The following is a 7,710-nucleotide window of genomic DNA, read 5'->3' as shown; positions in this document are numbered from 1 at the left end:
AGCATGGGGTGGAGCCTCCAGATTTCGGCGCCCGCTATTTGACGCCGTAGACACCGCACGGTATCGGCAATACGACCTCCACGAGGCCGCGCGGCCGCATCTCGACCGAGACGGGGACGGGATCGGGTGCGAGTGGGGGTGACCCGCACTGGGCTGGACAGAGGGGCGGCTATGCGCCGCCTTGAGGGTCTTCGCCATCGTCGGCAGGTTGAGACTGGCGCCACTCTTCGAGTGCCGGCTTCAGCAGAGTGCCGATCAGGTCTCCGATCCACAGCCCCTTCGCATACGCCATCCGCTCCAGGTCTTCGCGATCAGTCTTGGGCAACGTGACGAACACTGGAAGGGAGTCCTTTTGGTGGTATCCGCAGCACAGGATGCGCATGCAGACCTTCTCTGAGTGCCCGCCCTCCGGCGACTCCCACGGCGGGTAGGGGTAGCGCGTCAGTGCCCTCGTGCACCCTTCGACTTCCTCATGCTTCTCGCGCCGAAGTCGCGGTGTGCTCCTGCGTGCGTAGTGACGTTCGAACCACGTACGCCGGGCAGCGTCCTGTATCTCGCGCTGCACCTGGGCTATGCGGTCCTTAATCCCTTCGACGGCGTGAAGCGGAAGTGCGTTGCGGGCGAAGCCGGCCTTCGGGTGGGCGTGATGCAGCTTCATATCGCGTGCCCACTCGGTTGCACTCTTCTTCTGTTTCCAGCCGTTGCACCGGTCACAGGCGGGTACGAGGTTCCACCAGATGTCCCGCCCCGCTCCACTCGCCAACGGTGCCTCGTGCTCCAGGGTTTCCGATGGCCTCTCGTCGCAGTACACGCAGCGACCGCCATGGGCGGTTAGGACCATGATCCACACCCAGAGCGGCTGGTTCCCCCGGTCCCTACTGAGCACCTGCTCGGCTACTGCCACATCCACCCCTTTACCACACAGTTGGACGACATCGTATGGAGAGGCACTGACAGTCCGCCGCTGCTCAGCGCGCCGCTGCGCGGCGCTCAGGCGTATGACCGCGCGTCGCAGGTTCGAGCCCTACCGCCCCTGCTACTTAGAACGAAGCAAGAACAACCACATGCGGGGCGTGCGGCGCCACCAAGGGCACTGCTTCACCCACCATCTCCCGAAGGCTTGCTGCCGGGCTGCCACGGCCGGCAGGTTCTGAGCCACCAAGGCGGTCAGTGCCGCGTTGACCTCCCGGCTTGTTGCCCGCCGGGAGGCTTCCTGGTCGAAAGAGAAGAGCTGGGCGCTGGCGCGAGGATGCGGGGTATGGATGTTCGGCAGCTGGAATACTTTCTTGCGATCGTGGATCACGGTGGTTTCAACCGGGCGGCATCGGCTCTTTATCTTTCTCAGCCGTCGCTCTCCCAGGCTGTTCAGGCGCTGGAGCGGGATCTGGGCAGCAGTCTCTTTCACCGTATCGGCCGCCGGGCCGTGCTCACCGAGGCGGGGACGGCGTTGATCGAACCCGCGCGGGCGGCCGTGCGGAGTCTGGAGACGGCCCGCGCCAGTGTCGCTGCCGTGCACGAACTGCGTGAGGGGCGACTGGACATTGCCGCCATGCCGTCTCAGGCCGTGGAGCCGTTGACGGCGATGATCCGTGGTTTCAGCGACCGGTATCCCGGTGTGTCCGTGAACATCCGGGCTGCCTTCACCTCGCGCGATGTCATCGACATGGTGCGCACCGGTGCTGCCGAGCTGGGTCTCCTTGCGACGTCGGGGCGGGTTGCCGGCAAGGAGGTGATCTCGCATGCCGAAGACGACGCTGCGGATCGTCCTGGTCAGCCGGCGGGCTGAGCAGTCGCCGGCCGCTCGGGCCTTCCTGTCCTGCGCGCTTGCCGCCATCGAGCGTTAATAGTTATCGCTTATAAGGCAGATCGGCAGAGCGTGTTGGACGCTCCTGTGGCCTGATTGCTGCAATCAGGCCATGACCCACCACCACATCGCACTCATCCCCGGCGACGGCATCGGAGCCGAGGTCCTGCCGCCCGCCCAGCAAGTCCTCGACGCCGTCGGTGCCCGCCACGGCTTCGGTCTCTCGTACACCTCCTACGACTGGTCGTGCGAGCGGTACGTCCGTAAGGGCGCGATGATGCCCAGGGACGGCCTCGACCAGCTGCGGGACAAGGACGCCATCTTGCTCGGCGCGGTCGGATACCCGGGAGTGCCCGACCACGTCTCCCTGTGGGGACTGTTGATCCCGATCAGGCGGAACTTTCGCCAGTACGTCAACCTCCGCCCCATCCGTGTCTTCGAGGGAGTCGACAGCCCGCTGCGAGCCGCCGCAGCAGGAGAAGTCGACTTCGTCGTTGTCCGCGAGAACGTCGAGGGCGAATACAGCGAGATCGGCGGCCGGCTCAACCGGGGCTTTCCGGAGGAGATGGCCGTGCAGGAGGCCGTGCTCACTCGCGCCGGGGTGACCCGCGTCCTCGACTACGCCTTCGAGCTCGCCGCACAGCGCAGCGGAAAGCTCACCTCGGCCACCAAGTCCAACGGCATCGTGCACACCATGCCGTTCTGGGACGAGCTGGTCGCCGAGCGCGGCGCCGACCGTCCGCAGGTGGCCTGGGACCAGGAGCACATCGACGCACTGGCCGCCAAGTTCGTCCTCGACCCGGCCCGCTTCGACATGGTGGTCGCCTCCAACCACTTCGGCGACATCCTCAGCGACCTGGCCGCCGCCGTGGCCGGCTCCATCGGAATCGCCCCGGCCGCCAACCTCAATCCGGAGCGCGAATTCCCCTCGATGTTCGAGCCGGTCCACGGCTCCGCCCCCGACATCGCCGGCCGCGGGATCGCCAATCCCCTCGGGGCGATCTGGTCGGCGGCCATGATGCTCGATCACCTCGGCCACAGTGAGGCGGCCAAGGACGTCACCGACGCCATCGCCGCGGTGCTCGCCAAGACCGACCTGCGCACCCCCGACCTCGGCGGCGACGCCACCACCACCGAGTTCACCGAGAAACTCCTCGAACTGCTCTGACACCGCGCACGGCCAGGGGGCGGCACGGACGACCCCGCCCCGGCCGCCCCCTGCGGAACGACCGTCCCGCACATGACACCCGTATCCGTCCGCCACCGAGCCGCGCCTCCCGACCGGTCGCCACCCCGGCAGGCCGCACCGCGTCCCGGCTGCATCCACGTTCCTCGACGAGGAGAAACGCCATGGCAGCAACCGCGTCCACCATCCCCAGCCAGTCCCCTGCCGCACCGCCGTCCAAGCCCTGGTACAAACAGCTGTACTTCTGGGTGCTCACCGCGATCGTTGCCGGAATCCTGACCGGCTGGCTCCGGCCCTCCGCGGGCGTCGCCCTGGAACCGGTCGGGTGGCCGACACCGACACTGCGCGACACCGTAGACGCCCAGAAGGTGTTCACCGCTGCGGCCGCCGGAGACACCGAGGCTCAGCGCGTCGTGCGCCGGTTCGCCCGCGGTCCGGCGCAGGGAGCGGCAGCCCTGATCCTGACGGTCAACCGGGACCTGCTGGTGATCGGCGGCGGTTACTCGCGCGCCGGCGACGCCCTGGCCGAACCTCTGCGGGCGCAGCTGTCCGAACTCTGCCTGGACCCGTCGCACGTCGCGCTGTTCACGCTCGGCGAGGAATCCGTGGTCATCGGCGCCGTACGCCTGACGCTCGACCGTCTCGACGCCGTCGGGCCCCCCGCGTCGCAGCGAGATAGTGCGGATACGCCCACCGGCAGACCCGGGGCTCCCGTGCACGCGGCGCTTGCTCAGACCTGGGGCGTTCCCTGCATCCGCTCCTCCGCAACGTCCAGGGAATGGCGCACCGCGCCCAGCGCCACGGCTTGTTCCCCCAGCGTCGACGCATGCACGGTGACCGGTACCAGGGCGTGAAGGTGCAGATGACGGCGGACCGGCTCCAGCAGGACGTCTCCCGCCCGGGACACTCCTCCACCGATGACGACACGGTCCGGGTCGAGCACCAGCAGCATCGCGGCCAGACCGCGTGCGAAGCGGGCAGCCACCCGCTCCACGACATCGGTGGCTGCCTGGTCACCGGCCGCCGCCGCCTCGAAGAGCGGTGCGATGTCGTCCTCGTCGCCTGCCGGCGCGCCGACCTCCAGGGCGAGCCGATGGATGGCCGCCGCCCCGACCAACCGCTCGAACGGCCCCGTGCCGTCGGAGGGGCGCGGTCCGGGAGGTGCGTCAGGGGCGGATGCCAGGTCGATGAAGCCCAGTTCCCCGGCGGCGGCCGAATGCCCGCGATACGGCTTGCCGTTGATGATGATGCCGCAGCCGATGCGCCGACCCCACTGCACGAATACCAGACTCTCGGTCTCGGCGTCGGCTGCGTCCCCCCGTCGTCGCTCGGCGAGGACGGCGAGGTTGACGTCGTTGTCGATGGACACCGGGCAGTGCAACCAGTCGCGGAGTCGCGTCACCGCGGGTAGGCCGGCCCAGCCGGGGATGCTCGGAGCCAGCAGTACCTCGCCGCGGTCCCGGTCGACGATGCCGGGCGTGCCGACAGTCACCACCCACAGGTGGGACAGCGGAACTCCCGCCTCCACGACCGCGGTGGTCAGTGCGGCGCGAACGGTATCGAACATCTGCAGCCCGTCAGTGCCCGCGTCCACCGCTGCGCGGTGGACCGTCAGGACCCGCCCCGCGAGGTCTGCGATCGCCACCAGCACCTTGTGGGGTCCGATGTCGACTCCGGCGACATATCCTGCCTCGGCACGGAACCTGGCGTACTGGGCCGGCCGTCCGGGCTGCAGCGAATTGCTCGTGGATGTGAACTCCACCAAGCCGCGGTCCCGCAGGTCCGCCAGGGCTCTCGTCACCGCGGGCCGTGACAGCCCCGTGGCCGCGGCGAGGCCGCTGACGCTGGTGGCGGCGGAGTCGGCCTCCCGCAGCGCCGCCAGGACGGCAGCGACGTTCATCTGCCGAAGCACATGCGGCCCGTTCGCCGCTGTTCTCCTGGCTGCCATGTGCGTCAGTACCCCCGCCCTCCTCGCTGTCGTGCTGGGCACTCTACCCAGCCGATCCACAACGAGCGGTCCGGTGTCTTGACGGGCTCCAGCACCCGCCTCCATATTATCGAACGCTCCATTAATAATCCCCCTCTGATGGGCAGCCAATGAGAAAAGTGAGATCGTGGGCCGCCGTATTCGTGGCCGTGGCCCTTGCCGTGCCGGCCACGGTCCTAGGTACTTCCGCCACTACTGCAGCCACCCGGACCGGGGCCGCCGCGGTAACCTCCGCCGGCCGGCCCGCCTTCGCCACAGGTCCGGCCAAGGCAACGCTCGCACGGCTGCTGCCGCGCCACGTCTCCCAGTTCACACTTGTCCCGGTGAGCCGCCCCGAGTCCGGCGACTACTTCACCGTCTCCGGCAGTGCCGGCGATCTCCATGTCCAGGGAACCAGCCCGGCCGTGATCCTCAGCGGCGTCAACTGGTACCTGAAGTACACCGCGAAAGTCGACCTCGGATGGCCGGGCGACAGCACGGCGAAACTGCCCCGCATACTGCCCGCCCCCGCCGACACCGTCCGCAAGGACGCCTCGGTGCCACACCGCTTCGCGCTCAACGACACCGACGACGGCTACTCCGGCGCCTACCGCGACTGGGCCTCCTACGAGAAGCAGATCGACCTGCTCGCCCTGCACGGCGCGAACGAGGTCTTCGTCCAGATGGGCGCTGACGCCGTCTATTACGACACCCTCCAGGACTTCGGCTACTCCAAGGACGAACTCCGGTCCTGGATCCCCGGCCCGGCACACCAGCCGTGGTGGCTGATGCAGAACATGTCCGGCTTCGGCGGCCCCGTCTCCGAGCAGCTGCTGAAGGACCGCGCGGAACTCGGCCGCAGGATCGCGGACCGACTGCGCCAGCTCGGCATGACCCCGGTGCTGCCCGGCTATTACGGCACCGTCCCGCCGCGGTTCACGGAGAAGAACCCCACCGGACCTGTCGTTCCGCAGGGCGGCTGGGTCGGCTTCGACCGGCCCGACTGGCTCGACCCGCGCAGCCCGATGTTCCCCAAGGTCGCCGCCTCGTTCTACCGCCACCAGCGCGAACTCTTCGGTGACTCCACGATGTACAAGATGGACCTGCTCCACGAGGGCGGACGGCCGGGCGACGTCCCCATCGGCGACGCCGCCAAGGCCGTGATGAACGCGCTGCAGACGGCGCACCCCGGTGCCACCTGGACCCTGCTCGGCTGGCAGAACAACCCCTCCACGCACATCATCGACGCCGTCGACAAGAGCAAGCTGTTCATCGTCGACGGCCTGTCCGACCGCTACAACGGCCTCGACCGGGAAGCCGCCTGGCACGGTGCGCCCTACGCGTTCGGAACGATCCCCAACTTCGGCGGCCACACCACCATCGGCGCCAACACCGCTGTCTGGACCGACCGCTTCGACCAGTGGCGCACCAAGCCTGGCAGCGCGCTGAAGGGCATCGCCTACCTGCCGGAAGGCACCGGCGGCAACCCCGTCGCCTACGAGCTGTTCACCGAACTGGCCTGGCGTACCGGCCCGGTGGACCACAAGGCATGGTTCGCCCAGTATGCGGAGCGCCGCTACGGCGGCGTGGACCCGCACGCCGCCAAGGCGTGGGAACTGCTGCGCGGCGGTCCGTACAGCACCCCGTCCGGCACCTGGAGCGAGTCCCAGGACAGCCTCTTCACCGCCCGCCCCCGGCTGACGGCGACCACGGCGGCCAGCTGGAGCCCCGACGCGATGCGCTACGACCCGAGCACGGTGCAGCGGGCGCTGACCGAACTGCTGCAGGTCGCACCCGAACTGCGGACCACAGACGCCTACCGCTTCGACCTGGTCGACGTCGCCCGCCAGGCCCTGGCCAACCACAGCCGGACCCTGCTCCCGCAGATCAAGGCAGCCTACGACGCCAAGGACCTGCCCCGCTTCCGGCAGCGGGCCGCCGAATGGAAGAGCGACCTCGCCCTGCTGGACCGGCTGCTCGCCACCGACACCCGGTTCCTCCTCGGCCCCTGGCTGGAGGACGCAAAGTCCTCGGGCACCACGGAGGCGGAGAAGGCGGCGGCCGAGTTCGACGCCCGCTCCATCCTCACCACCTGGGGCCACCGCTCCGGCAGCGACTCGGGCGGCCTGCGCGACTACGCCAACCGGGAATGGTCCGGGCTGGTCTCCGACTTCTACGCCATGCGCTGGACCACGTACCTCGACTCCCTCGACACCGCGCTGGCCACCGGCCGGGCACCGGTCTCCATCGACTGGTTCGCCGTCGAGAACGCCTGGAACCAGCAGCGCGACACCTACCCCGTCAAGGCCTCGGGCGACCCGGTGGCACTGGCCACCGCGGTACGCGACGCCCTGCCCGCCCCGCCGCCCTCGGGACCGGTCACCGGCGCCGACGGCACGTGCGTGGAGGTCACGGCCGGCAACTCCGCCGACGGCACCGCTCTGCGGCTCAACCAGTGCGACGGCACCCCCGCCCAGACCTGGACGGTCCCGGGCGACGGCACCTTGCGCGCCTACGGCAAGTGCATGGACGTCAGAAACGGCTCCACCGCGGACGGCACCGTCGTGCAGCTCTACCAGTGCAACGGCACCCCCGCCCAGTCCTGGACCGCACGAGGAGACCGGACCCTGCAGAACACCAAGTCAGGACTGTGCCTGCACGCCGAAGGGGACGGCAACGACGGCACACACCTGCTGATCCGGACCTGCACAGCAGGCCCCGAGCAGCGCTGGAACCTCCCCGCCTGAACAAACG

The 7,710-nt window shown here is 69.0% G+C and carries 5 protein-coding genes and 2 pseudogenes; 5 read left to right on the top strand and 2 right to left on the bottom strand.

What is annotated here, in order from left to right; translation table 11 throughout:
* Positions 1-142, top strand: a 142-nt coding sequence (locus ACFU8Q_RS12965) for an excalibur calcium-binding domain-containing protein (protein ID WP_384451957.1), incomplete at its 5' end; no start/stop codon positions are given.
* Between the two features lie 27 nt (positions 143-169).
* Here the strand turns inward: ACFU8Q_RS12965 and ACFU8Q_RS12960 are convergent.
* Positions 170-904 carry an HNH endonuclease gene (locus tag ACFU8Q_RS12960; RefSeq protein WP_384451954.1) on the bottom strand — a complete coding sequence of 245 codons (735 nt, stop codon included), beginning with the start codon at positions 902-904 and terminating at the stop codon, positions 170-172.
* Positions 905-1,258: 354 nt separating this feature from the next.
* Here ACFU8Q_RS12960 and ACFU8Q_RS12955 point away from each other — a divergent pair.
* The 3 genes and pseudogenes from ACFU8Q_RS12955 to ACFU8Q_RS12945 all read left to right on the top strand — a co-directional run.
* Positions 1,259-1,744: pseudogene (locus tag ACFU8Q_RS12955) on the top strand (LysR family transcriptional regulator); the annotation flags it as partial.
* Between the two features lie 172 nt (positions 1,745-1,916).
* Positions 1,917-2,972, top strand: coding sequence for a tartrate dehydrogenase (locus tag ACFU8Q_RS12950; protein ID WP_384451951.1), 1,056 nt, complete (start codon positions 1,917-1,919; stop codon positions 2,970-2,972).
* A 182-nt stretch (positions 2,973-3,154) separates the two neighbouring features.
* A pseudogene (locus ACFU8Q_RS12945) lies at positions 3,155-3,610 on the top strand (ROK family protein); the annotation flags it as partial.
* A 110-nt stretch (positions 3,611-3,720) separates the two neighbouring features.
* Here the strand turns inward: ACFU8Q_RS12945 and ACFU8Q_RS12940 are convergent.
* The gene (locus ACFU8Q_RS12940) at positions 3,721-4,890 is read right to left on the bottom strand and encodes an ROK family transcriptional regulator (RefSeq protein WP_384451949.1); all 1,170 of its coding nucleotides are present in this window, start codon (positions 4,888-4,890) and stop codon (positions 3,721-3,723) included.
* A 197-nt stretch (positions 4,891-5,087) separates the two neighbouring features.
* On the opposite strand from ACFU8Q_RS12940, the gene ACFU8Q_RS12935 reads away from it, so the two are divergent.
* Positions 5,088-7,703, top strand: a complete 2,616-nt coding sequence (locus ACFU8Q_RS12935; protein ID WP_384451946.1) for an alpha-N-acetylglucosaminidase TIM-barrel domain-containing protein — start codon at positions 5,088-5,090, stop codon at positions 7,701-7,703.
* The last annotated feature ends 7 nt before the right edge of the window (positions 7,704-7,710 follow it).

Origin of the sequence: Streptomyces sp. NPDC057543 (assembly GCF_042801895.1) — a bacterium.
In the GTDB taxonomy this organism is placed as follows: Bacteria; Actinomycetota; Actinomycetes; order Streptomycetales; family Streptomycetaceae; genus Streptomyces.
This window is presented reverse-complemented; position numbering and strand designations above follow the sequence as displayed.

Excerpts from the sequence above, each read along its gene's own strand:
- ACFU8Q_RS12950 (WP_384451951.1), top strand. The coding sequence starts at position 1,917 with ATGACCCACCACCACATCGCACTCATCCCCGGCGACGGCATCGGAGCC.
- ACFU8Q_RS12940 (WP_384451949.1), bottom strand. The coding sequence starts at position 4,890 with ATGAACGTCGCTGCCGTCCTGGCGGCGCTGCGGGAGGCCGACTCCGCC.
- ACFU8Q_RS12935 (WP_384451946.1), top strand. The coding sequence starts at position 5,088 with ATGAGAAAAGTGAGATCGTGGGCCGCCGTATTCGTGGCCGTGGCCCTT.